Source organism: Rhizobium sp. BK275 (assembly GCF_014193555.1).
Classification (GTDB): Bacteria; Pseudomonadota; Alphaproteobacteria; order Rhizobiales; family Rhizobiaceae; genus Rhizobium.
The window spans coordinates 254,005-277,271 of the sequence record NZ_JACHZL010000001.1 but is presented as its reverse complement, the minus strand read 5'-3'; the positions used below and the strand labels follow the sequence as shown (position 1 = coordinate 277,271).

Sequence of the window (23,267 nt, the reverse complement as noted above, 5' to 3'; positions counted from 1 at the left end):
TGCCATGAGTGCAACTGACATCGACGGCTTTGCAGCCCGGATCAGGAACCATGCAAGCGGGATGATTTCCGCCTGGGTGGGCATTCCCGATCCGCTGCTGGTCAATCATCTGGCCCAGGAAGCCTTTGATGCCGTCGTACTCGACATGCAGCATGGCATGTGGGATCTGCCGTCGGCCGCCGCCGCCGTCAGTCATGTGCGTATTGCCGGCAAGCCGGCGCTCGCCCGTATTCCGGTCGGCGATTTCGCCTCTGCCTCGCGTCTGCTCGATGCCGGTGCGTCGGGCATCATCGCGCCGATGATCAACTCGGCCGAGGATGCGAAGGCCTTCGTCAAGGCCACCAAATACCCGCCCGTCGGCGAACGCAGCTGGGGTCCTTCGCTGGCTCTCAACCATACCGGTCTCTCCGCCGACGACTACCTCAAAAATGCCAATGACCTGACGGTCGCGATCGCCATGGTCGAGACGCGTGCATCGCTCGAAGCAATCGACGATATTCTTGGCGTGCCCGGCATCGATGGCATCTTCATCGGTCCTTCGGACCTTTCCATCGCACTTTCCAACGGCGATCAAGTCGCACCGAATGCCGCCGAGATCGACAGCGCCATGCGGCATGCCGTTGCGCGTTGCCGCGCGCATTCAAAATTCGCCTGCGCCTTTGCCGGTGACGGTGAGCGCGCCGGCGAACTTCTGAAATTCGGCTTCGCCTTTGTCATCGCCGGCGCGGAAACCGCGCAGTTGCGCTCCGGCGCCCGCAAACAGATCAACGCCGCCAGGAAGATTGCCTCCGGCGGCTGATCCATAGGCATATACGGTCTCAGGCGATCATGTAGCCGCCATCGACAGGCATGGAGATGCCGTTGACCATCGCGGCTTCGTCCGAGAGCAGAAAGAGGATCACCTCCGCCACGTCCTCGGACTCCGCGAACCGTCCGACCGGGATGCGGTTCAGCATGCCGGCGGCTTTTTCCGGATCGCTCCACGCCTTCATCGCCATCGGCGTCAGCGTCACCGTCGGATGTACGCCATTGACGCGGATGCCTTTCGGCGCCAGTTCCTTGGCCATGACGCGTGTCAGGCCATCAAGACCGCCCTTCGACGCGCAATAGGCGGCATGATCAGGAATGCCGACAAAGGCGGCGACGGAGGAGACATTGACGATGGCGCCCTTGCGACCCCCTTCGATCAGGGAGCGCGCAAATTCCTGTGCGACGATCATCGGAGCGCGCGTGTTGACGGCTATCAGATGATCGAAGGCCTCTGTCGTGGTGTCCAGGAAGGATTGCAGCTCGGTCGTACCGGCGCAGTTGATCAGAAGATCCGCTGGCAGTGCAGCTTGCGCAGCCTCCCGCGTGGCTTTCGCATCGGCAAGATCGACCTGAATGGCCCGGCAGCCCAAATCCTCCCGTAAGGAAACGACATCGTCAGCACTTCTGGTCAGTGCTGCGACCGCAGCCCCGCGCTTGACCAATATCTCTGCGACGACACGGCCGATGCCCTTGCCGGCGCCGGTGACGATGACTTTTTTACCTTCAAAATTCATGTGATCCTCGTTTTACAATCGCTGTCCCGTCGCCTGATCAAAGATATGAACGCGTCTCGGATCAATATGAAAGTGCAACGTTTTACCGGGTGCGACCTCAATGCGTTCACGGATGAGGGCATCGATCGGGGTGCCGCCGACACGGCCGAAGATCAGTGTTTCGGAGCCGGTTGGCTCGTATACTGAAACTTCCACCGGAATGCCGTCGTCACTGATGGTGATGTGTTCCGGGCGAATGCCGTAAGTCACTGCTTTGCCGTCCTCAGCATTCACGCGGTCCACGGGCAGGATGACGCCCTGGTCGGTGATGACGATTTGCTTGCCGTCCCTTGTCGCGATCTTGCCCTGAAGAAAATTCATCGATGGGCTGCCGATGAAGCCGGCCACGAAGAGATTGGCAGGGAAATCGTACAGGTCGAGCGGTTTGCCGACCTGTTCCACCCTTCCGTCGCGCATGACGACAATCTTGTTTGCCATCGTCATTGCTTCGATTTGGTCATGCGTGACGTAGACGGTGGTGGTTTTCAGCCGCTGATGCAGTTCCTTGATTTCGACGCGCATGGTGACGCGAAGCTTGGCATCGAGGTTGGACAGCGGTTCGTCGAACAGGAAAACCTGCGGGTCGCGGACGATGGCCCGGCCCATGGCGACGCGTTGGCGCTGTCCGCCTGACAGCTGTTTCGGGTAGCGGTCGAGATAGCGTGTCAGGTCGAGGATCTCGGCTGCCCTGCCGACCTTTTCGTCGATCTCCGACTTGGGGCGTTTCTGCATCTTCAGCGGAAAGCCCATGTTCTCGGCGACCGTCTTGTGAGGGTAGAGCGCATAGCTCTGGAAGACCATGGCGATGTCGCGTTCCTTCGGCGGAGCGTTCGTCACGACGCGGCCGCCGATCCTGATGTCGCCGCTGCTGACCGTTTCAAGACCGGCGATCATGCGCAGCAGCGTGGACTTGCCGCAGCCGGATGGGCCGACCAGCACGACGAATTCACCATCCTCGATATCGACGCTGACGCCGTGCATGACCTGAAGAGCGCCATATCTCTTGGTGACGTCGCTGACCTGTACGTTTGCCAATCTCGTTTCTCCCTAATGCAGCACCGCTTGCGTATTGATGTTGTTGACAGAATGCACCGCTTCACCCCTTCCGGATGATGTAGGCGCCGAGCACGGCGGAGATTGCGACGGCGAACCAGACCGAAAGCCCGAACGGTTCGATGAACCGCATCCAGAACAGGGAGAGTGCGACCCAGATCACGACGGAGATGAACAGCCGGTCGAACCAGTTCGTCTCGATCGGCAGGAAGCCCGGCTGTTTTTCGTTGTTTCGAGAATCCGAAGCCATCTCGCTATCCTTTCACTGCGCCGAAGGTCAGGCCGGCAACGATGTGACGCTGCACCACCGAGAAGACGATGAGCGCCGGGATCAATGTCAGCATCGAGATCGCGGCCATAATGCCCCAGGCCGTCCCTGTCGTCGTCACGTATTCCGACAGGCCGGTGGTGAGTGTGCGGGCGTTGAAGTTGGTGAGTGTCGCGGCGAGCAGATATTCGTTCCACGCGAAGACCCAGGTGAGGATGAGCGTCACTGCAAGCCCCGGTCGCGCCAAGGGAAAGACGATGTCGTAGAGGACCATCCAGGGGCTTGCGCCATCCATATAGGCCGCCTCGTCCAGTTCCTTGGGAATGCCCTCTACAGTCGGACGCAGCGTCCAGATGGCAAAGGGAAGGTTGAAGGAACAGTAGACCAGGATCATGCCGAGCCTGGAATCCGCCAGTGAGAAGTCGCCGATCCTGTAGACCTGCGTCAGCAACAGGAAAAGCGGCAGCAGGAAGACGGCCGGGGGCGCCATGCGGTTGGTGATCGTCCAGAAGAAAATGCTTTCCTTGCCGGCGAGATCAAAGCGGCTCAGCGCGTAACAGGCAAGAAAGCCGAGGGTCGTGACCAGGACTGCGTTTCCAGACGAGATGACCAGCGAATTGATCATGTATCGCCGCAATGTCTCGTTCGTCAGCACGTCCTGATAGTTCTTCCAGAAGAAGCTGCTGATGACGACGTCTGGCGTCGAGAACAGGTCGAAGGGCTGCTTTACCGATATCACGAAGAGCCAATAGATCGGGAAGAGGGTTGCAAAGCTTATCAGCGTCCACAAGAGAACCGAAAGCCAGGGGGCCTGTCTCTGCATCAAATCAACCTCTCTTCGCGCGGGGAGCAATCAGGCCAACGTAGAGCAGCCAGCAGACGACGATGGTGAGATAAAGCACGACGACCGAAATCGCCGAACCGTAGCCGTAGTTCGTCTTCGGAAAGACTTCCCTGAAGATGTGGACGCCGATGTAGCGCGTCGACGACCCCGGACCGCCCCCGGTCAGCATCAGGACTTCGTCGACCGTGCGCAGCGCGTCCATGAGCCTAATGAACACCGTGGCCAGCAGGGCGGGACGGATCAGAGGGAGCGTGATGTGCCAGAAGATCTGGCTCTTGCCGGCGCCATCGATCTGCGCCTGCTCGAAGGGATCGGGCGGAAGCGAAACCAGAGCAGCAATCAGGGACAGGGTGACCAGCGGTGTCCAGTGCCAGACGTCCATGATAACGGTGATGGTGAAGGCCGCGGCGGCGCTCTGGCCGATGTTCAAATCATACCCGAACCAGCTTCGTAAGAGATATGGGATGATGCCGATCGACGGGGTCGTCATCAGCTTCCACACCGATCCGACGATGATGGGTGCCATGATCAGAGGAAGGGTGTGGATGGTGCGGAAGAAGGCTTTTCCCGGAAAATCCTTCATCAGCGCCTGCGCGAGTATGTATCCGAGGACGAGTTCGGAAACGACGGCAAAGAAGACGAAGGCGATGGTGATTCCCAGCGAGGCGAGGAACTGTTTGTCGAAGACGAGGGTGCGGTAGTTCGAGGCCCAGTTGAAGACCATCAGCGGATTTGCGGCGAATGGGTTCCACTGGTGAAACGAAACCCAGACGACGTAGATGAATGGAAAGATGCCGAAGAGACCGAGGATCAGGATCGTCGGTGACAGCAACAGCCATCCAAGCTTTTGTGAATGCATTGCCTCATCCTCTCTGGCCCCCTGGGGCGGCCTATCGAGCCAAGAAAGAGACGGGTCGCCAAGCGAAGACGACCCGCCAAGGTGGGGAGGATGATTTATTTGCGATAGCCGAGCGACGTGAGCTCCTCTTCCGTCTTGGCGGCCATCTGGTCGAGGCCTTCGTCGGGCGCGATCTTGCCGGTCAGGATGTCGAAGAAGATCGGCAGGGTTGCTTCACGCAACTGGGCGTGGAACGGATACGGGGGTGCGCCGGCGAAGAGTTTGCCTTCATCCTTCAGCATCGTGTAGAAGCCGCCGAGCTTGACATCCATCGCCTTGACCTTCGGATCATCGAAGGTCGCCTTATTGGTGATGCGGGGTGCCGCGATCGCCCAATCGGGCTGCACATCGTTCTGACCCATGAATTCGAGGAAGAGCAGGGCCGCTTCCTTGTTCTTGGACGTAATCGGCAGGCCGAAAGCGCCGCCGTCGTAATAGCCGATATAGCCCTTTCCGGATTTCGCATCTTCCAGAACGCCCGGTTCGAGCGGCGGCAGGGCAAAGCCTACTTTGTCGACCACCTTCGACTGCGCAGGATCACTCGCAATCCATGCCGCGTTCTCGCCGTAGATCAATCCTTGGGCGACACGGCCGGCAGCGAAGGTCGTCGCAGTCTCCGTCCAGGTGGACTGGGTCGATTCCGGTGGAGCGATATCGCGCAGGTGCAGCCAGTATTTCAGCGCGGCCTTCGCCTTGTCGCTGTTCATCGCGCCGCCATGCTCGACGGTTGCAGCATAGTTGTTGCCGGCGTCGATGCCCCAGTTATAGACGCCGAAGGTCGGCGCGATGGATTCGAAAAATTCATACCATGACGCCGCGTGACCTGTATGGGCCTGAGCCGTGGTGCCCCATAGCTCAATACCGTTATCCTTGCCGTATTTGGTGAAGAATTCGGCGATCTGCGTGTAGTCCTCATGCGTGGTCGCCGGCTTGAGGTCCTTGCCGGTTTCCTTCTTGAAGGCTTCCTTGATCTTCGGATCGTCGAAAAGGTCCTTGCGATAGAGGTAGGTCTTCAGGAAGGCTTCCATCGGGACGCCAAAGAGATCACCCTTCTTATCCTTGAAATAGTCGGCGAAGCTGGTGAAGTTGGCGTCGTCGTAGGTCGGCGCCTTCAGATCCGCCTGATCCTTCAGCGTCTGAGTGATGTTGACGAGGAAATTCCGGGACAGATACGAGTAGATGATGTCCTGTTCGATGTAGACCATGTCATAGATGCCGGTCTTGGCCTCCATGTCCTTGATGGCCTTGTCGTACATCTGATCCCAGGACGTTGTCTCGATCTCGACTTTGATGCCGGTCTTCTTCTCGAATTCCGGGGCGAGCACGTTCTTGATGTAGTTCGATGGCGGCGTGCTTTCGGTCACGCCGTGCAAGGTCACGCCTTTGAACTTGGCGCCGGCGTCAGACCAGAAGTCTGCCCAGGCCGGCGAAGCGGCGGTGGCGAGGCTGAGCGTCAGCGCAAGCGCGCTGGCCTTCAGAGCGTAATTCATTTCAATCCTCCCAGATAGCAGCGAGATCATTTCGCCGAGCCATTTTGTAGACGAAAAATGCTGCCCACGCAATATTTGTTGTCTAAACCTGCAAATATCACGGCTATGTTGTTGATTTTGGTGAGAACTAATTCCGGCGAAAATAACAAATGCAGGACTATCAAACTAAAATGCTGCAACGCAACGAATTTGCTCGCACTGGCAAAATCAGAATCTGTGAATTTATTTGTTGCTTTACCATACTAAATGGCATAGCTGTGGCGCAATTGAAGGCTTTCAGCGGAGGAAAAAAGCCATGCGCCGATTGGGCATCCATTCATTTGTATGGACAGGCGGCCAAACACAGGAGGGCCTTGAAATGGCCCTTAACAAAACGGCCGAGCATGGATATCGCACGATCGAATTCGCTTATCTGCGCCCCGAGAAGTTCAATCTCGACCGTCTGGCGAAGCTCGCACAATCGCTCGATGTCGAGATCGGCGTGACGATGGGGCTGCCGGTCGACAAGGATATTTCGAGCGAGGATGCCGCTGCTGTATCCGCCGGCAAGCAGACGCTGGCCGATGCGGTGCGTGCGGTCCGTGACATCGGCGGAAACAAGCTCGGCGGTATTCTCTATTCCGCGCACACCAAGTACAACCGCCAGCCGACGAAGAAGGGCTGGGACAACAGCGTCGCTACGATCGCTGCGACTGCTGATGTCGCGAAGGAAGCGAGGGTCGATCTCGTCCTGGAGATCGTCAATCGCTTCGAGACGAACCTTCTGAACACGGCGGCCCAGGGATTGAAGTTCATCGCCGAGACCGGATCGGACCATGTCCGACTGCATCTCGACACCTTTCACATGAATATCGAGGAAGCAAATCCCGCTGCAGCGATCCGGCTCGCCGGCGACAAGATCGGCTACTTCCACATCGGCGAAAGCAATCGCGGCTATCTTGGCGACGGTGTCATCAATTTCGATCTCATCTTCGATGCGTTGCTCGATATCGACTACAGGCGCGACATCGTGTTCGAAAGCTTTTCGACCGCCGTCGTCGATGAAGGCCTTTCGCTTGCCTGTGCAATCTGGCGCGACACGTGGACCGATAACGACCCGCTGGCGGCCCATGCCAAACGCTATATCGAATTGAAGTATGAAGAAGCGAAACGTCGCCGCGTCACGAACGCTCGCCCCTGATAATCCTTCTGCCGATCTGCTTCGCAAGTGTAGGCTGAAGCAGTCGATTTGAAGAGAAATGAACATGAACGACACCGTTTCCATCGGAAGCTCGCCGCGCAGGATCAGGCAGAACAACATCGTCGCAGCCCTGCAGACGATCTACAGCCATCGCCGCCTGAGCCGGGCCGATCTGGCGCGGAAGCTCGGAATGAACCGTTCGTCGTCAGGCGAGATCGTTGCCGAACTGACGGAGAGCGGCTTTGTTCAGGAGTCGGAGGAGAACAGCAGACAGCGCCCGGAGCAATCCCGCGCCGGCCGTCCGGGGATCATGCTCAAACTGGTTCCGGATGCCGCGTTCTTCGCCGGGATCGAACTTGGCGTCGAGCATATATCTGCTGTCGTCGTCGATTTTTCGGCAGATGTCCGGGCCTGTCGCAGGCTGGCCTTCCACGCGCAGTCCTCGACCGTGGAGGAGGCGGTGGCATGCGGCGTCGAGCTCATTGTGGACGCGATGTCGAAGGAGATGATTGAGCGTTGTCGGGGGCTCGGCATATCCGTGCCGGCGCATATCCGGCCGGAAGGGATTGTCACGCTTGCGCCGATCATCGGCTGGCGGGAGGTGCCTTTGAAGGAGATCGGCCGCAGCGCCTTTCCGGCCGAGGTGCCGATCGCGGTCGAAAACGATGCCAACGCCTTCGCCATCGGTGACAGCTATCGTCACGGCGTTGCCGGTGTGACGCTCTTTCTACTGATGGAGACCGGTGTCGGCGGCGGGATCATGATCGACGGAAAGCTGTTTCGCGGCGGTCATGGCCTTGCAGGCGAAATCGGCCATACCCTCGTGCCGGGAAGCGGGGGACAGAAATTCGAGCAATTGATCGGCCGCGAAGTGCTGATCCGGCAGTACCGGGAAGCGACCGGCCGCACCGACGCAGACCTGCAGGAGTTCCTCACCGACGTTCGCGATCGCGTTCCGGACGCGGTAAACATAGCGGAGATCTGGTCGCGGCATCTTGCCTATGCGCTGCTTCAGGCCTGTCGTCTGCTCGACCCGGACCGGATCGTGCTGGGCGGTTCCGTGGCCTCGCTCTATCCGATGGTGGCTGCCCGCGTGGCGGTCCACATGTCGGAGGGCCAGAATATTCCTTTTCCGACACCCGAGATCGTCGTCGATGGCGATGCGGAGTTCGGTTCCGCCTTCGGGGCGGCATGCATGCTGCACCGGCGCTTCCTTTCTCTCGAAAACGAGGAGTTCGGTGGCGAAGACGGTGCAATACAACGGTCAACAGCGATTTAACGACATCTATCGAAAGCAGGATGGCAATGGCTTCAGTGTTGGCTCCGGATCATCTCGGTCCCACGGTTTGCGTCGGCGAGATCCTCGTGGAGATCGTTGCTACGACAACCGGAGACGGATTCCTGGAAGCTCAGCCGCTTGTCGGCCCGTTTGCCAGCGGGGCGCCGGCGATCTTCATCTCGCAATGCGGCCGGCTTGGCGGAGCGGCGGCAATGGTGGGTGCGGTCGGCAATGACGATTTCGGTCGCGTCAATATCGACCGCCTCAGGCGCGATGGCGTCGATGTGTCTACCATTGCCATCGATCCTGACTATCCGACTGGAAGCGCCTTCGTCCGTTACCGCAAGGACGGCTCCCGTGACTTCGTCTACAATATCGCGAAATCCGCGGCCGCCCGCTTCGGCTGGTCTCAGGGTGTCGCCGATCTCATCAACCGCAGCGGACATCTCCATGTGATGGGTTCGGCTCTCTCCGTTCCGAGCGCTCGGGAAGTAATCGACAAGGCGGTCGATATTGTGAAGACGCGAGGCGGCACGCTCTCGGTCGATCCGAACATCCGCAAGGAATTGCAGCTCGATGAGGATACCGAGCGCCGATTTTCGATGCTTGTCGCCGCCGCTGACCTTCTTTTGCCGTCAGGGGAAGAGCTCGAGCGCGCCGCGGGCATCGCGGGCGAAGCCGCGGCGATCCGCCGCCTGTTCGACATCGGCGTGAAGGAGATCGTGCTGAAGCGCGGAGCGGAGGGCGCGACCTATTTCGGCAGGGACGGAGACCGGATCGATGCTCCTGCATTCCTCGTCAAGGAGGTCGATCCGACCGGTGCCGGCGATTGCTTCGGCGGCGCCTATCTCACCTGCCGGCGGCTCGGAATGTCTCCAGGCGAGGCTCTCGCCTATGGTTCGGCCGCCGGTGCGCGCAACGTGACCGTTCGCGGTCCGATGGAAGGCGCTGGCACCCGTCAGGAGCTCGACGCGTTCATCGCTTCGACGGAAAGGCGCTCCTGATGCAGATAGCACTCAACGAACTGGCTGCACTCAGGGTCCAGGGGCGTCCCGCGGGTATCGTCTCTGTCTGTTCGGCCCACCCAATCGTACTGCGGGCAGCGTTGCGTCATGGGCGTGACCATGCGAGCACGGTCCTGATCGAAGCCACCTGCAATCAGGTCAACCATCTGGGCGGCTATACCGGAATGACCCCTGCGGACTTTGCCGCCCTCGTGCTGCGCATCGCCAAAGAGGAGGGCTGCCCGAAAAACCTCATCATGCTTGGGGGCGACCACCTCGGGCCAAATCCCTGGCGGGACCGTGGGGCCGAAGAGGCCATGGCTGAAGCCGAAAGGATGGTGGCGGCCTATGTCGATGCCGGATTTCGCAAGATCCATCTGGACGCGTCGATGGGCTGCATGGGCGAACCCGCCGCGCTGGACGACGAGACGACTGCCCATCGCGCTGCCCGCCTTGCCGCTGTCGCGGAGACCTCGGCAAGGAGGGCAGGGGGCGCCATGCCGGTTTATGTGATCGGCACCGAGGTTCCTCCTCCCGGCGGTGCGGATCATGCGCTGACCACGATCGAGCCGACTGCGGCTTCCGCTGCCAGGCGAACCATCGATGTCCATCGTCGTGTCTTCGCTGAGGCCGGCCTTGCGGAGGCGTTTGCGCGCGCTATCGGCCTGGTGGTGCAGCCCGGCGTCGAGTTCGGCAACCACAACGTCATCCGCTACGACCGCAGCAGGATCGACGCATTGAAACAGGTGCTCGGGGACGAGCCGCAATTCGTGTTCGAAGCGCATTCCACCGATTATCAGGGCACCGATCCGCTGACCGCGCTGGTCGAAGATGGGTTTCCCATTCTCAAGGTCGGGCCAGAGCTGACCTTCGTGCTGCGCGAGGCGCTCTATGGGCTGGATCTGATCGCCTCTGATCTCGTGCCTGATTATGGCGAGCGTCCGCTTTACGCCGCGATGGAAGCGCTCATGCTGGCGCATCGGGAAAACTGGAGCCGGCACTATCACGGCACGGAGAATGAGCAGCGCTGGCTTCGGCATTATTCGCTGTCCGATCGCATCCGATACTATTGGGCGTCGAAAGAGGCTCAATCCGCCGTCGCACGCCTTTGCGACGCGCTTGCCGGAAAATCCGTGCCGTTTCCGTTGTTCCGGCAGTACATGCCGGCCGCCCAGCAGTTTTGTGACATGCCGCTGGATCCTGTGGAGGTTCTGATCTGGCGGGTGACGAAGAGTCTTGCCGACTATCATGCAGCATGCGGCGCAGGCAGATAGCGCTGCTCAACCGAGGAGGAAAGAATGAACGAGTTGAAAGGGAAGGTCGCGGCAATCACCGGCGCGGCGTCGGGTATCGGAATGGCGTCGACCGAGGCAATGATCGCGGCAGGCGCCACGGTCGTTCTCGTTGACCGCGACGAGAAGGCGCTTCAGTCGGCCTGCGAACGCCTTGGTGAGCGGGCGATACCTCTCGCTTTGGACCTGCTGGATCCTCAGGCTTGCGCTAAGCTTCTTGACCGCGTGTTGTCTAAGGTTGGGCAGCTCGACATTCTGCATGCCAACGCCGGCACCTATATCGGCGGGGACCTCGCAGATGCCGATCTGGACGCCATCGACAGGATGCTGAACCTGAACGTCAATGTCGTCATCAAGAATGTCCGGACGGTCATTCCGCACATGATCGAACGCGGCATCGGCGACATCATCGTCACGAGCTCGGTCGCGGGCCATGCGCCCGTTCCCTGGGAGCCGGTCTATTCGCCGTCGAAATGGGCGATGCATTGCTTCGTCCAGACGATGCGCAGGCAACTGCTGAAAAGCGGTATTCGTGTCGGCTCGGTTTCGCCGGGACCGGTCATCAGCGCATTGCTTGCCGACTGGCCGGAAGAGAACCTGCGCAAGGCCAAGGAGGCCGGCGCCCTGATCGAACCCAAGGAGGTGGCGGATGCGATCATGTTCATGCTGACGCGTCCGCGCAACGTGACGATCCGCGACATCGTGGTTCTTCCAAGCGCATTCGACATCTGAGGAGCTTGACGATGAGCTATCAGGAAAAATTCCGCCTTGACGGCGAGCGCGCCGTCGTCACCGGCGGCGGGCGGGCCATCGGGCTTTGCTGCGCTCACGCACTCGCCGAAGCCGGTGCAGCCGTCGTCGTCATCGAGCGCAATGAATCCGACGCCGAGCAGGCTCTGGCGCTCAAAGACCAGGGATACGACGTCGAGCTGCGTCTCGGCGATGTGACCGATTCCGCCCGCATGGAGGCGATCGCCAATGAACTCGCCGGCAGTGGCCGCCCGGCAACGATCCTGGTGAACAATGCGGGGATTGGGCAGAACGGGATTGCGGCCGAAGATGTGACGGATGCCGATTGGCTGCGGATGATGAATGTCAACGTCAACGGCGTCTTCTGGTGCTCGCGTTCCTTCGGCCGCCATATGGTGGCGATGAAACGGGGTGCGATCGTCAATCTCGGCTCGATGTCCGGCATCATCTGCAATCGGCCGCAGCCGCAGACGGCCTATAACGTTTCCAAGGCTGCCGTTCACCACCTCACCCGTTCCATGGCCGCCGAATGGGCTCAGCATGGTGTCAGGATCAATGCGGTCGCTCCGACCTATATCGAGACGCCGATGGTTGCAGCCGTCGAAGCCAATCGCGAGCGGATTCCGATCTGGCTCGCCGATACGCCGATGGGGCGAATGGGCACGCCTGAGGAGGTCGCAAGCGCGGTTCTCTTTCTCGCATCCGGTGCGGCAAGCCTGATGACGGGAGCAATCGTCAATGTCGATGCGGGATTCACCTGCTGGTAGACCGGGTCGGGTGAGAGTCTCAAGGCGCCGGCGATTCTGCTGACGCTTCGCTTTCTCCCGCCAGCCTGCCCATCTGCACGGTGGTTCGTCAGCTTTTGACCGGATCATCCTTCACGGCATCGGAAAACTTCCGCATCAGGCGGACCAGATTGTCCAGATCACCGGGATCCCATGTCTTGAATACTTCGATCCCTATCCTCTCACGCGCCGCATCGTTGTGATCGTGATGACGTTGGCTGCTAAGCTCCGGTCGTGCGATGCTCGAAGCGGGTAACGCGAAAGTTCGTTTCCAAAGATGCAGCAATTTGGTCAGCACCCGGAATGCCTTGAACGGATGTCCATCTGATCTCGTAGATTAGCTCTCGGTACGCCTCATCGCTGTCCCTGAGCTCTGTGAAGGTCGCTTCTGAAAGCTCGATAGCCGCCTTCTTCAGATCAGGAATGCCGGCCTCGACCGGCAGTCTGATTGCGACCATGCCTTTCTGTTGGCCTGATATCCACCGGTCTACCTGCTTCAGCGGAGAAAGGATCAGGACGGCCAGGACGGTAACAATGGAACCCACAGCGATTTGCCCGCCGCCGAAACACAGGCCGATCGCCGTGATCAGCCACAGCGTGGCCGCCGTAGTCACGCCGGTTGCGATGTCGCCCCTCTTCAGGATCGCCCCGCCACCGATAAAGCCCACGCCGGTGAGGACGCCGAGTGGGAAGCGCAATATATCCATTGATCCGTTCACGCTTTGGCTCGTCGCCAGGAGGATATTCGCCTGGATCATCGAGAGACAGGCCGCTAGTCCGACGAGGATGGTCGTGCGCAATCCCGCGACATGTCCCCCACGTTCCCTGTCGAGGCCGATGAATGCGCCGGCGATAATCGTTGCCGCCAGACGGATTGCGATGTCCGTCCAGCTCGGCGTGATCGGCATCAGGTCGATCAAATCCAATTCCATGCTCCCCTTGTCGCGGATCAGCGCTCAGAACGCGGGATCGCTGCCGATCGTTTAATGCGGGAAGCTAGAGCGTGGCCGGCAAGCCGGCCAGTGGGGCAGTAAAATCCGTCACGGAATCGGCAAGTGCAGGATCGGGTTCATTCCGCGGAGACCTGATGGCGCAGGCTTCCGGCCGAATGGCGAATGACCTCGGAAATCTGGAGCAGCTGCTTGGCCAGAGGCGTCGAATTGCGCCAGATGATTCCGATCGTTCGCAAGGGTTGGGGCGTGCGAAACCGGGAGATGGAGACATCCGCCGAGCGCGTCTCCACCGGCACCGCCATTTCGGGGATGAGGGTGACGCCGATACCGGCGCTGACCATCTGCACCAGCGTCGAGAGCGAGCTGCCCTCCATGATTTCGCGGGGACGCGTCGATTCTATTCCGCAGAAGGACAGGGCCTGATCGCGAAAGCAGTGCCCTTCCTCCAGGAGAAGCAGGCGCATTTCGCGCAGAGCCTCGGGTTCCGGCACCGGTTTGCCTTCGTCTTCGCGCCGTCGGACCAGCAGGAACTCCTCTTCGAACAGCCTGATTTCGGTCAGCGATGGCTCCGATACCGGCAATGCGACCACCGCCAGATCCAGCTCGCCCTGCGCCACTTCATGAACCAGCCTGGCCGTCAGCGTTTCGCGCACCTGAATTTCGATATTATCGAAGGTTCTGTTCAGGTCGCTGATAATCGCCGGGAGCAGATAGGGGGCGATGGTCGGAATGATGCCGATCCTCAGCCGCGTCAACAACCTGTCCTGCGAGGCACGGGCGAGGTCGCCGAGTTCGTCCACAGCCCGTAGAATGTCGCGAACCCTCAGCGCAAAGAGCTGTCCGAAAGCGGTCAATTTCACTTCGCGCGCACCGCGTTCGAAGAGATTTCCGCCGAGCTCTTCCTCAAGCTCCTTGATCTGCATGGACAGAGCGGGTTGCGAGATCGCACAGGCATCGGCCGCATGCCGGAAACGGCCGTGACGTGCCAGGGCTTCGAAATAGCGAAGCTGCTTGAGGGTAATATTGGTCATAAGGCCAACTTATCGCAGCCATCAGTAAATCCAACTTAAAATTATCACATGCTTCCGATAAAAGGGAGGAACAGGGAGGATGCGTGCCGACCCCGATCGAACCGGGACGAGGTGTGGGCACGCGATCAGCCCCCGATAGTTTAACGGACAAGGCGGCTGCAGAATGGTCGTCTGAAGCAACAGGAGAAAACTATGGACCAGAAACCAGAGAGCGCGGGCAAATGTCCCGTTGATCATTCGGGAGCACGCGGCAGAGGCAATCGCGACTGGTGGCCGAACCAGCTCGACCTGCAGATGCTGCACCATCACTCCGGCCTTTCCGACCCGATGGGCAAGGATTTCGATTATGCCGAAGCGTTCAAGGCGCTCGATCTCGATGCGGTGAAGAAGGACCTTCATGCGCTGATGACGGATTCGCAGGACTGGTGGCCGGCCGATTTCGGTCATTACGGCGGCCTGTTCATCCGCATGGCCTGGCACAGCGCCGGCACCTACCGCATCACCGACGGCCGCGGCGGCGCCGGTCAGGGCCAGCAGCGTTTTGCGCCGCTCAATTCCTGGCCTGACAACGTCAACCTCGACAAGGCCCGCCGCCTGCTGTGGCCGATCAAGCAGAAATACGGCAACAGCATCTCCTGGGCCGACCTGTTGATCCTGACCGGCAACGTCGCGCTCGAATCCATGGGCTTCAAGACCTTCGGTTTCGCCGGCGGCCGTGCCGACGTCTGGGAGCCGGAAGAGCTCTACTGGGGTCCGGAAGGCACTTGGCTCGGCGACGAGCGCTATAGCGGCGAACGTGAACTGGCAGAGCCGCTCGGCGCCGTGCAGATGGGCCTGATCTACGTCAACCCGGAAGGCCCGAACGGCACGCCCGATCCGCTCGCATCCGCTCGCGACATCCGCGAGACCTTCGCCCGCATGGCGATGAATGACGAAGAGACCGTGGCGCTGATCGCCGGTGGCCACACGTTCGGCAAGACCCATGGCGCCGGCGACCCGTCATTCGTCGGCGTCGATCCCGAGGGCGGCGCGCTCGAGGCCCAGGGTCTCGGCTGGGCGAGCACGTTCAACAGCGGCGTCGGTCGCGATGCGATCGGTAGTGGCCTGGAAGTCACCTGGACGACCACTCCTACTAAGTGGAGCAATAATTTCTTCTGGAACCTGTTCGGCTATGAATGGGAGTTGGAAAAGAGCCCGGCGGGTGCCCATCAGTGGGTGGCAAAGGGCGCTGGCGCCACGATCCCGGATGCCTTCGATTCTTCGAAGAAGCACCTGCCGCGAATGCTCACCTCCGACCTCGCACTGCGCTTCGACCCGGTCTACGAGAAGATCTCGCGCCGCTTCATGGAAAACCCGGATCAGTTCGCCGACGCCTTTGCCCGCGCCTGGTTCAAGCTGACTCACCGCGATATGGGACCGAAGGTGCGCTACCTCGGCAAGGAAGTGCCCGCCGAAGACCTGATCTGGCAGGATGTCATCCCGGCCGTCGACCATCCGCTCGTTGACGACCAGGACATTGCCGGTCTCAAGGCCAAGGTCGCTGCTTCCGGCCTGACGGTGCAGGAACTGGTCTCGACAGCCTGGGCCTCCGCCTCGACCTTCCGCGGCTCCGACAAGCGCGGCGGCGCCAATGGAGCACGCATCCGTCTTGCGCCGCAGAAGGATTGGGAGGTCAACGACCCGGCACAGCTCGCCAAGGTTTTGGGTGTTCTGGAAGGCATCCGGAAGGACTTCAATGCGGCCCAGACCGGCGGCAAGAAGATCTCGCTCGCCGATCTGATCGTGCTGGCCGGTGCGGCCGGTGTCGAAAAGGCGGCTAAGGCCGGTGGTCACGACATCGTCGTACCGTTCACGCCGGGCCGCATGGATGCAACCGCGGAGCAGACCGACGTTGCGTCCTTCGCGGTTCTGGAGCCGCGCATCGACGGTTTCCGCAACTATGTGAACGGCAAGCGCCAGCAGTTCATGAAGCCCGAGGAAGCACTCGTCGACCGCGCCCAGCTCCTGACGCTGACCGCACCGGAAATGACCGTGCTCGTCGGCGGGCTGCGGGTGCTGACGGCCGGCAAGCCGGAGCACGGCGTCTTCACCGCGCGTCCGGAAGTGCTGACGAATGACTTCTTCGTCAACCTGCTCGACATGGGCACCGTCTGGGCGCCGGTTGCCGGCAAGGACGGCGTCTACGAAGGACGCGACCGCAAGACGAAGGAACTCAGGTGGACGGGCACCCGCGTCGACCTGATCTTCGGCTCGCATTCGCAGCTTCGCGCCCTTGCGGAAGTCTACGGCCAGTCGGATGCCAAGGCGAAGTTCGTCAAGGACTTCGTCGCCGCCTGGAACAAGGTCATGAACGCCGATCGCTTCGACCTCGTCTGATTGAAAAGCCCTGTCTGGACGCGGCGGGTGCCGCCGCGTCCAGACGTTAGCGTCCTTTGAATCTATGTATTGAGATTTCGATGCTGTAGCGTGATCGAACATCGCTGTTCGGTATTGGGCGTTCGATTTTTCAGCCCGTTTTCTCTTTCGGAGACGGCTGCGATCGGCGCAGTCGCATGCTCTGAATTTGTCCGCCCGGAACCGGTCCGTAGCCTCGCAAGAGACGCAGGTATGTCGGTACGCCTGATATCAGCAAAGAGAGACGATACGCCGGTCAGTTACCCACTGCGCCATGAGGCGCATGTTCGACGATCTCGCGGGCTGCGCCGTAATCGCGCTCATGGGCCGAGCGAACACGGTGTTCGGTCCGGCCGGCCAGATCACGATGGTAGCGGTCGGTCATGCCGTCGGCATAGGTGCCGGTATCGGCGTCGAAGTCTTCATTCGACGGCTTGATCGAGAAAAATTTGAACATCTTCAGGGTCCTCCTCAGCGTGCCATCAACACCCGGACGTATCGTTCGGTTCCTTCTATAAGATGATTATAATGAAAAAATTAACCATGTTTAAACAAGCGGCACGCATTTGAGGCGCATGCCGCCTGATTGCTTAAGATTGTCATGCCTGATGCAGGAGCAGCGCCAGCAACTGCTGCAGCGAAACGCCGCCGAGCGGCTGGCCATTTTGCGAGACGACCAGGGCTGAAGGGACATCGGCCCGCGACATTTCCCGCAATGCTCCTTCGATATCCATGTCTTCGGCAAGTTGCAGCTGGCTTTCGACCGAGATCTGCTTCGCGACGGCACCGATTTTGATAACTCGACCGCGATTGACCTCCTTGACGAAGGCGGCGATGTAATCGTTGGCCGGGTTGAGGACGATCTCAGCCGCCGAACCCTGCTGAATGACCTCGCCGTCGCGCAGGATGGCGATTTTCTCCCCGAGCCGGAGAGCTTCGTCGAGATCGTGGGTGATGAAGACGACCGTTTTCTTCAGGTCCTTCTGCAGATCGAGGAGGACGGTCTGCATGTCGACGCGGATCAGCGGATCGAGCGCCGAATAGGCTTCGTCCATCAGCAGGATTTCGGCATCATTGGTAAGCGCCCGCGCCAGGCCGACGCGCTGTTGCATGCCGCCGGAAAGCTGGTTCGGATAGTGCCCATCAAAGCCCTCCAGACCAACGCGCTTGATCCAGGCATTGGCCCGTTCCTCACGCTCCGCCTTTGCAACGCCCTGGATTTCGAGACCATAGACGGTGTTCTGCAGAACGTTGCGATGCGGCAACAGGCCGAAACGCTGGAAGACCATGGCAGTCTTCCGGCGGCGGAATTCGCGAAGCTGCAGGGCATCCATGCGGCAGACATCCTCGCCGCCATAGAGCACCTCCCCCGACGTCGGGTCGATCAGCCGGTTGATATGGCGGATCAGCGTTGACTTGCCGGAGCCGGAAAGGCCCATGATGACGGTGATCCTGCCGCCGGGGATGGTGATGTTGATGTCTTTCAGACCCAGAACATGGCCATGTTCTCTGTTGAGCTCGGTCTTCGACATGCCGTTGCTGACCGCTTCCACATAGTCGCCGCCGCGCGGGCCGAAGATCTTGAAGAGGCTCCGGATTTCAATCGAATTGCTAGCCATGCACGATCTCCCGGTGCTTCTGGAGCCGCAGGCCATAGGCCTGGCTGATGCGGTCGAAGATGATGGCAATGCCGACGATGGCGAGACCGTTGAAGACGCCGAGGGTGAAGTACTGGTTGGAGATAGCCTTGAGAACCGGTTGTCCGAGCCCCTGAACGCCGATCATCGAGGCGATGACCACCATGGCGAGCGCCATCATGATCGTCTGATTGATGCCGGCCATGATGGTCGGCAGCGCCAGTGGCAGCTGGACGTTGCGAAGTTTCTGCCAGCTCGATGAACCGAAGGCATCGGCCGCCTCCAGCACATTCTCGTCCACCATGCGGATACCAAGATTGGTGAGACGGATCATCGGCGGCAAGGCATAGATGACGACGGCAATGACGCCGGGCACACGGCCGATACCCAGAAGCATGACGACGGGGATCAGGTAGACGAAGCTCGGCATTGTCTGCATGACGTCGAGAATGGGGTTGACGATCCTCTGCATCGTATTCGACCGCGCCATCAGGATGCCGAGAGGCAGGCCGATCACGATGGAGAGCACAGTGCAGACGAAGATCATCGACACGGTCTTCATCGTATCCTGCCACATGTCGAAATAGCCAATGACAAGAAGCGTCAGCACACAGCCGATGACCACCTTCCAGCTGCGGCTGGCAAACCAGGCGATGGCAGCAAAGACGATCAGTACGATTGGCCAGGGCGTGCCGGTCAGCAACCGTTCAGCCCAGATGAGGAAGCTTTGCAGCGGGTTGAAGGCTGCTTCGATGCCGTCGCCATAGGCGCGGGTGAAGGCGCGAAATCCTTCATCCACGCTCTTTTTCAGCGCGCGCAGCGTCTCGTCGTTCATGGTCGGAAATTTCCAGAGCCAATCCATAGCGGTTCCCAAAATAGATAATGGCGGCGGCCGATTGTTGTTTTGGCCGTCGCGCCGAAGGATTGTCTGGGCAGCGATAAGCTGCCCATGTTATGTCCGAGTGACTAAAGCGAAGCCTTGATCTTCTCTGCGGCTTCTGGCGAGACCCAATCCTTCCAGAGAGGCTCGTTGTTCTTCAGGAAGTATTTGGCGCCATCTTCGCCGGTTGCCTGATTGTCGGTCATCCAGGCGATCAGCTTGTTGACGGTGTCATTGGTCCAGGCGCGCTTCTTGAGGTAATCAATGGCCGGGCCGCCGCGATCGGCGAAGGTCTTGCTGATCAGCGTCTGCACGTCATCCGCCGGCCATGCATTCGGCTTGGGATCGGCGCAATCGGCAACCGAGGTGCAGCGCTTCCATTCGGCGGCGTCGTATTCCGTTCCGTATCCTAGCTTGACCATTTCGTATTTGCCGAGGAGCGAGGTCGGTGCCCAATAATAGCCGACCCAAGCCTGCTTGCCTTCATATGCCTTGGCAATCGAGCCATCAAGACCAGCGGCCGAGCCGGTATCCACGAGCGTAAAGCCGGCTTTCTCTGCACCATAGGCCTTGAAGAGCTGAGATGTGACGACGGTGCCGCCCCAACCCTGCGGGCCATTGAAAACGGCGCCCTTGCTCTTGTCTTCCGGTGCCGGGAAGAGCTCGGGATGTTTCAGGAGATCCGGAATGGTCTTGATGTCGGGATGGGCGTCGGCGATGTATTTGGGGATCCACCAACCTTGGATCGCGCCGTCCGAGAGGATCTTGGCGCCCTCGACGACCTTGCCGCCTTCGAGGCCGCGCTTGACCAGTTCCGGCTGCAGGCTGACCCAGGCTTCCGGTGCAACGTCCGGCTCTCCCTTTTCCGCCATGGAGGTCAGCGTCGGGACGGTATCGCCGCTGACGATTTCCGCCGTGCAGCCATAACCTTCCTCGAGGATTAACTTATCGAGGCTCGCAGCCACTTCTGCCGACTGCCAGTTCATGCTTGCGATTGTGATATTGCCGCAATCGGCAGCAAAAGCGCTGCCGCCCGCGAGCATGGCGCCAGCTGTGAGAATGGTGGATGCCAAAAGTACTTTCATTTTTTTGTTCCCTCTGGTCGCGGTGCATCCTGAACCCGGGCGCCGGCGGCACCGCGCGCCGACCCCTGCATTGAGCCTGCTTTAGGGCTGCAACGGCCATTCTGGTTACGCCAAAAAATGGCGCATTAGAGCCTTCTTTCAATGCTGTCTTAAATACGGCGTCGCTGACGGAACGGTGGCCAGACGTAATCGCTCTGTGGTTGTTTCCGCGGCGGCGCCATGCCATTCGGTTGAACGGCTGGTTGTGCCTGTCGATCATTGAAGACGAGCGCATCAATCGCTGCCCCCATTCTCGGGCCAACTTATCACAAGCGATTTTCAATGATTTCCATGAACGAAGGACGCGCTTGTCAGAGGTTGGATACTAATATATTACTTCTTTAGTCGGGCTGCAGGGAGGCGTTTGTCGATGGTTTCGGATCCTCGATTTTCGGATCTTGCCGGTGAAGGAACGCGATGAATTCGCCCACCGGAATCATGCGCAAAAAACGATCTCTTCAAGGCGTCACAGTGCTTTCGCATCAACGCGCAGCCGCACCGCGAGCGGCGACGCTGGTCTACAATGCGCTTCTCGATGAGATCGTATCGTTGCGCCGCAAGCCGATGGAATTGTTGAACGAGAAGGAGCTCGAAGCGCAGTTCGGCGTCAGCCGCACACCGATCCGCGAGGCGATCATCCGCCTTTCCGATGACGGTCTGGTTGACGTCTTCCCGCAGTCGGGCACGTTCGTTTCCCGTATTCCGCGCCGGGCGCTTTACGAAGCGATCCTCGTGCGCAAGGCGCTAGAGGATACAACGGTTTCGATCGCGGTCGAGAAAATGACGCCGGCGGGTCTCAGGGCGCTGGAACGCAATCTTGCCGATCTCGACGCCTGTCACCGCGACGGTGATGTCGCGGCCTTCCATGTCATCGACAATGATTTTCACCAGCTCATCAGCAATATCGCCGGCTTTCCCGGCATCTGGGCGATCATCCAGCAAGTCAAGGTTCACAGTGATCGCTATCGCCTGCTGACGCTGCCGCAGCAGGGCCGTCTGACGCGCGTCATCGAGGAACATGCCGCCGTCATCGATTGCATGCGAGCGGGCGACAAGGACGGTGCGAAGACTGCCATGGAATTCCATCTCGGCAAGCTCCTGCACGAAGTCGAAAAGGCCGAGATGCTCGACCCCGCTTATTTCATTGAGGATGCCCCGTCGATGGCGGCATCCGGAGGAGAGAAGGATCATTGCAATGCAGATTGACGTACGGCACGCCTCCCATCCCGAAGCGGTGCGCGGTTTCGATACGGAAACGCTGCGGCGTCACTTCTTGGTCGAGACGGTGTTTGTACCAGGCGAGATCAGGCTCACCTATTCCCACTATGACCGTATGGTCATCGGTGGTGCAGCGCCGCTCGGCGCGGTTCTGGCGCTGACGGCGCCGAAGGCCATCGGCCAGGAGACGTTTCTGGCGGAGCGCGAACTTGGCGTGCTGAACGTCGGTCATGCGGGCCGCATCGTCGTTGACGGCAAGGCCTACGAACTGGCGAAATATGATTGCCTCTATATCGGCAAGGGCGCCGTCGATGTCAGCTTCGAAAGTGCGGATGCCGGCAATTCCGCGAAATTCTACCTCGTTTCGACGCCGGCCCATGCAAGCCACCCGACCGTGCTCCTGACGCGCGACAAGGCGCGGCATCTGACGCCGGGCGAGGCGGCGACCGCCAACAAGCGTTCGATCTACCAGTATATTCATCCGGAAGTCTGCCAGTCCTGCCAGCTCACGATGGGCTTCACCAGCCTGGAGACCGGCAGCATCTGGAATACGATGCCGAGTCATACGCATGACCGGCGCATGGAGGCCTATTTCTATTTCGACCTCGATGCCGACCAGCGTGTCTTCCATTTCATGGGCGAACCGCGTGAGACGCGGCACATGCTCGTTGCTAACGAGCAGGCGATCATCTCGCCGCCCTGGTCGATCCATTCCGGCGCGGGCACCAAGAACTACAGCTTCATCTGGGCGATGGCCGGCGACAACAAGAGCTTCACCGATATGGACCATATCGCAATCGGCGATCTCAAGTGATGGCGATGCAGGCTCTTTTCGATCTCTCTGGCAAGATCGCCGTGGTCACCGGCGCCAATACCGGCATCGGGCAGGGGATCGCCGTCGCATTGGCTGAGGCCGGTGCGTCGATCGTCGCCGTCGGCCGTTCGTCGATGGATGAGACGGAGGCGCTGGTCGCAAGCGCCGGCACCAAATTCCACGTGATCAAGGCCGATCTTGGCACGATCGAACCGGTCAAGCCGATCGTCGCGGAGGCGCTGGAGCGCTTTGGTGGTCTCGATATCCTCGTCAACAATGCCGGCATCATCCGTCGTGCCGACGCGATCGATTTCACCGAGGAAGACTGGGACGCGGTGATGAATGTCAACCTGAAGACAGCCTTCTTTCTGTCTCAGGCGGCGGCTCGCCACATGCTCGAAAAAGGCCGCGGCAAGATCATCAACATCGCTTCGCTGCTCTCCTTCCAGGGCGGCATTCGCATTCCGTCTTACACGGCCTCGAAGAGCGGCCTTGCGGGGCTGACGCGGCTGCTCGCCTGCGAATGGGCCGGCAAGGGCGTCAACGTCAACGCCATCGCGCCCGGCTATTTCGTCACCAATAACACGACGGCACTGCGCGAAGATGCCGATCGCAACGCGAGCATCCTTGCCCGCATTCCGGCCGGCCGCTGGGGTAAGCCAAGCGATATCGGCGGTGCCGTGGTCTTCTTGGCATCATCGGCATCCGACTACGTGCATGGCGCCGTGCTGCCGGTCGACGGAGGCTGGCTGGCGCGCTGACGCGACAGCATGCCTGTTCCGGCCAATAG

Annotated in this window: 23 protein-coding genes; 11 read left to right on the top strand and 12 right to left on the bottom strand. The window is 60.1% G+C overall.

What is annotated here, in order from left to right:
* The first annotated feature begins 4 nt into the window (after positions 1-4).
* A complete protein-coding gene (locus FHT82_RS01215) occupies positions 5-799 on the top strand; it encodes an aldolase/citrate lyase family protein (protein WP_183725549.1) in 795 nt (264 codons plus the stop codon).
* 19 nt (positions 800-818) lie between these two features.
* Here the strand turns inward: FHT82_RS01215 and FHT82_RS01210 are convergent, their stop codons facing one another.
* The 6 genes from FHT82_RS01210 to FHT82_RS01185 form a co-directional block, all read right to left on the bottom strand.
* Positions 819-1,544 (bottom strand): SDR family oxidoreductase, encoded by a 726-nt coding sequence (locus tag FHT82_RS01210; RefSeq protein ID WP_183725547.1) that lies wholly within the window; start codon positions 1,542-1,544, stop codon positions 819-821.
* Between the two features lie 12 nt (positions 1,545-1,556).
* Positions 1,557-2,618: a sn-glycerol-3-phosphate ABC transporter ATP-binding protein UgpC gene (ugpC, locus tag FHT82_RS01205; protein ID WP_183725545.1), complete on the bottom strand. Its 1,062-nt coding sequence runs from the start codon at positions 2,616-2,618 to the stop codon at positions 1,557-1,559.
* A 61-nt stretch (positions 2,619-2,679) separates the two neighbouring features.
* Positions 2,680-2,886 carry a DUF2160 family membrane protein gene (locus tag FHT82_RS01200; RefSeq protein ID WP_183725543.1) on the bottom strand — a complete coding sequence of 69 codons (207 nt, stop codon included), beginning with the start codon at positions 2,884-2,886 and terminating at the stop codon, positions 2,680-2,682.
* Between the two features lie 4 nt (positions 2,887-2,890).
* Complete coding sequence (locus FHT82_RS01195) at positions 2,891-3,727, bottom strand: carbohydrate ABC transporter permease (protein WP_183725541.1); 837 nt, start codon at positions 3,725-3,727, stop codon at positions 2,891-2,893.
* Positions 3,728-3,731: 4 nt separating this feature from the next.
* Positions 3,732-4,607, bottom strand: coding sequence for a sugar ABC transporter permease (locus FHT82_RS01190; protein WP_183725539.1), 876 nt, complete (start codon positions 4,605-4,607; stop codon positions 3,732-3,734).
* 95 nt (positions 4,608-4,702) lie between these two features.
* Positions 4,703-6,136: an extracellular solute-binding protein gene (locus FHT82_RS01185; RefSeq protein WP_183725537.1), complete on the bottom strand. Its 1,434-nt coding sequence runs from the start codon at positions 6,134-6,136 to the stop codon at positions 4,703-4,705.
* A 295-nt stretch (positions 6,137-6,431) separates the two neighbouring features.
* Between FHT82_RS01185 and FHT82_RS01180 the strand changes: the two genes are divergently transcribed.
* The 6 genes from FHT82_RS01180 to FHT82_RS01155 all read left to right on the top strand — a co-directional run bounded on the left by FHT82_RS01180 (position 6,432) and on the right by FHT82_RS01155 (position 12,408).
* Positions 6,432-7,316: a sugar phosphate isomerase/epimerase gene (locus tag FHT82_RS01180; RefSeq protein ID WP_183725535.1), complete on the top strand. Its 885-nt coding sequence runs from the start codon at positions 6,432-6,434 to the stop codon at positions 7,314-7,316.
* A gap of 64 nt (positions 7,317-7,380) precedes the next feature.
* Positions 7,381-8,595 (top strand): ROK family protein, encoded by a 1,215-nt coding sequence (locus FHT82_RS01175; RefSeq protein WP_183725533.1) that lies wholly within the window; start codon positions 7,381-7,383, stop codon positions 8,593-8,595.
* Positions 8,596-8,621: 26 nt separating this feature from the next.
* Positions 8,622-9,599, top strand: coding sequence for a sugar kinase (locus tag FHT82_RS01170; protein ID WP_183725531.1), 978 nt, complete (start codon positions 8,622-8,624; stop codon positions 9,597-9,599).
* Complete coding sequence (locus tag FHT82_RS01165) at positions 9,599-10,873, top strand: D-tagatose-bisphosphate aldolase, class II, non-catalytic subunit (protein WP_183725529.1); 1,275 nt, start codon at positions 9,599-9,601, stop codon at positions 10,871-10,873. Before FHT82_RS01170 ends, FHT82_RS01165 begins: the two co-directional genes overlap by 1 nt.
* A 24-nt stretch (positions 10,874-10,897) precedes the next feature.
* A complete protein-coding gene (locus tag FHT82_RS01160; RefSeq protein ID WP_183725527.1) occupies positions 10,898-11,623 on the top strand; it encodes an SDR family oxidoreductase in 726 nt (241 codons plus the stop codon).
* Positions 11,624-11,634: 11 nt separating this feature from the next.
* Entirely contained in the window at positions 11,635-12,408 is a 774-nt protein-coding gene (locus FHT82_RS01155) for an SDR family oxidoreductase (RefSeq protein WP_183725525.1), read from the top strand.
* Positions 12,409-12,647: 239 nt separating this feature from the next.
* Here the strand turns inward: FHT82_RS01155 and FHT82_RS01150 are convergent, their stop codons facing one another.
* Positions 12,648-13,358, bottom strand: coding sequence for an MgtC/SapB family protein (locus FHT82_RS01150; RefSeq protein WP_183725523.1), 711 nt, complete (start codon positions 13,356-13,358; stop codon positions 12,648-12,650).
* A gap of 137 nt (positions 13,359-13,495) precedes the next feature.
* Positions 13,496-14,410, bottom strand: coding sequence for a hydrogen peroxide-inducible genes activator (locus FHT82_RS01145; RefSeq protein ID WP_183725521.1), 915 nt, complete (start codon positions 14,408-14,410; stop codon positions 13,496-13,498).
* A gap of 192 nt (positions 14,411-14,602) precedes the next feature.
* Here FHT82_RS01145 and katG point away from each other — a divergent pair, with 192 nt between their 5' ends.
* Complete coding sequence (gene katG / locus FHT82_RS01140; protein WP_183725519.1) at positions 14,603-16,786, top strand: catalase/peroxidase HPI; 2,184 nt, start codon at positions 14,603-14,605, stop codon at positions 16,784-16,786.
* A gap of 274 nt (positions 16,787-17,060) precedes the next feature.
* Here katG and FHT82_RS01135 read toward each other — a convergent pair whose 3' ends face one another.
* The 4 genes from FHT82_RS01135 to FHT82_RS01120 all read right to left on the bottom strand — a co-directional run bounded on the left by FHT82_RS01135 (position 17,061) and on the right by FHT82_RS01120 (position 20,406).
* Positions 17,061-17,261 carry a hypothetical protein gene (locus FHT82_RS01135; protein WP_183725517.1) on the bottom strand — a complete coding sequence of 67 codons (201 nt, stop codon included), beginning with the start codon at positions 17,259-17,261 and terminating at the stop codon, positions 17,061-17,063.
* A gap of 142 nt (positions 17,262-17,403) precedes the next feature.
* Entirely contained in the window at positions 17,404-18,423 is a 1,020-nt protein-coding gene (locus tag FHT82_RS01130) for a glycine betaine/L-proline ABC transporter ATP-binding protein (protein ID WP_183725515.1), read from the bottom strand.
* Positions 18,416-19,303, bottom strand: coding sequence for a proline/glycine betaine ABC transporter permease (locus tag FHT82_RS01125; protein ID WP_183725513.1), 888 nt, complete (start codon positions 19,301-19,303; stop codon positions 18,416-18,418). The genes FHT82_RS01130 and FHT82_RS01125 overlap by 8 nt, the downstream gene beginning before the upstream one ends.
* A 104-nt stretch (positions 19,304-19,407) precedes the next feature.
* The gene (locus tag FHT82_RS01120; protein WP_183725511.1) at positions 19,408-20,406 is read right to left on the bottom strand and encodes an ABC transporter substrate-binding protein; all 999 of its coding nucleotides are present in this window, start codon (positions 20,404-20,406) and stop codon (positions 19,408-19,410) included.
* Between the two features lie 510 nt (positions 20,407-20,916).
* On the opposite strand from FHT82_RS01120, the gene FHT82_RS01115 reads away from it, so the two are divergent.
* The 3 genes from FHT82_RS01115 to kduD are packed head-to-tail and all read left to right on the top strand — an operon-like array spanning position 20,917 to position 23,238.
* The gene (locus tag FHT82_RS01115; RefSeq protein ID WP_348647569.1) at positions 20,917-21,651 is read left to right on the top strand and encodes a GntR family transcriptional regulator; all 735 of its coding nucleotides are present in this window, start codon (positions 20,917-20,919) and stop codon (positions 21,649-21,651) included.
* Positions 21,641-22,477, top strand: coding sequence for a 5-dehydro-4-deoxy-D-glucuronate isomerase (gene kduI, locus FHT82_RS01110; protein WP_183725507.1), 837 nt, complete (start codon positions 21,641-21,643; stop codon positions 22,475-22,477). The genes FHT82_RS01115 and kduI overlap by 11 nt, the downstream gene beginning before the upstream one ends.
* Positions 22,478-22,482: 5 nt before the next feature.
* Complete coding sequence (kduD, locus tag FHT82_RS01105) at positions 22,483-23,238, top strand: 2-dehydro-3-deoxy-D-gluconate 5-dehydrogenase KduD (protein WP_183725506.1); 756 nt, start codon at positions 22,483-22,485, stop codon at positions 23,236-23,238.
* Positions 23,239-23,267: the final 29 nt, after the last annotated feature.